A 1,166-nucleotide genomic window follows, 5' to 3' on the forward strand; every position below is an offset into this window, starting at 1 on the left:
GTTCTGGAGGAGGCAGCCGGCAGCCGCAAAATGCGCGCGCTGCCGCATCAGCACCCCATCCACGGCATCCGATCCCTGCTTGCGGGCGAGGACGCTGCTGAAGCACGCCAACGGCTGAGTGAACGCCGCAACGACGACGCTCATCTTCGCCGGCTTGATCCCATCGATCTCCCGCTCGCGGTGGCGGAAGCGTCCGCCGATCTGAACTTGCTCATCGAACGGTCCCGATTCCTTGCTGACTCGCCTCTCGTGCATGTCACCGCGGTCCAGTGGGACAGCCTTGCTCAAACAGCTCAGGTGCACTACCGCGAACTGATGGGAGATCATCCGGTCGTGCCGACCAAGACGGCCGTCCTGCCCAGGAACGACCTGGAGGTCGGCAGCCTGTATCTCTGGGACTCCATGCATGATCTGCACCTGCTGCGCCCGTTCTTGACCGGTCTGGTCTGCCGCGTGTGCCGCACCTGGTCGACCTTCCACGCCGATCTCGTCCCCAAAGACAGGGTGCTCCTCAAGAGCCTCGAACACGGACACGTTCATCCCCAGCCCGCAGGCACAGCATCAGCTCTGACCAGGGTCGGCCTACTGTGACTGCCGGACCTGCCTACCCGGCCCCGCGCCCGTTTCCCCCGCGGGCGGGATAATCGCCCGCAGAGATCACGAGGATCTGCTCTCATGTCGCTAGGCTCGCTGCATGAGCTTGCGCGACGCTGGCGCCGGGGCCCCGCAGACTGTACGGACTGTTCCTGGCTTCTCGACCACCAACTCCATGTGGTGGAGACGTTGGCCCATGTCGATCACACGATCGGGCGGTTGCTGCGGCTGACGCCCGATTACACCGAGCACGGGACGATTACGTTCGACGTCGTGAGCAGGGCTGACCGTGTGGACGTGGTGGTCCGGGGAATCGCCCCGCTCCCGCAGGCGATACCCCGACTCGTGGCCGACGCCCTAACTCAGCTGCGGCCGCACTGGAGCACACCCTTTATGCGGAGGTCGAGGCCGCTCTTGGGCGGCTGATGACGGAAGAGGAAGCGAAGGGTGTGGAGATGCCGGCCGTGTGTGACACCGCTGCCCTCGCACAGTGGTTCGGCAACCGCAGGCGACGGCAGCTTCCGCCGTTGAACGCCGGCACGCCACTCGCGCAGCGGGTCGAGCGGCTGGAG

General features: G+C 65.7%; 1 pseudogene. It reads left to right on the forward strand.

The features are described 5' to 3' along the window. Window positions 1-591 (forward strand): annotated as a pseudogene (locus tag IH13_RS43605) (restriction endonuclease); the annotation flags it as partial. Between the last annotated feature and the right edge of the window lie 575 nt (window positions 592-1,166).

The organism is Streptomyces sp. NRRL WC-3549, from assembly GCF_000721935.1.
GTDB lineage: Bacteria > Actinomycetota > Actinomycetes > Streptomycetales > Streptomycetaceae > Streptomyces.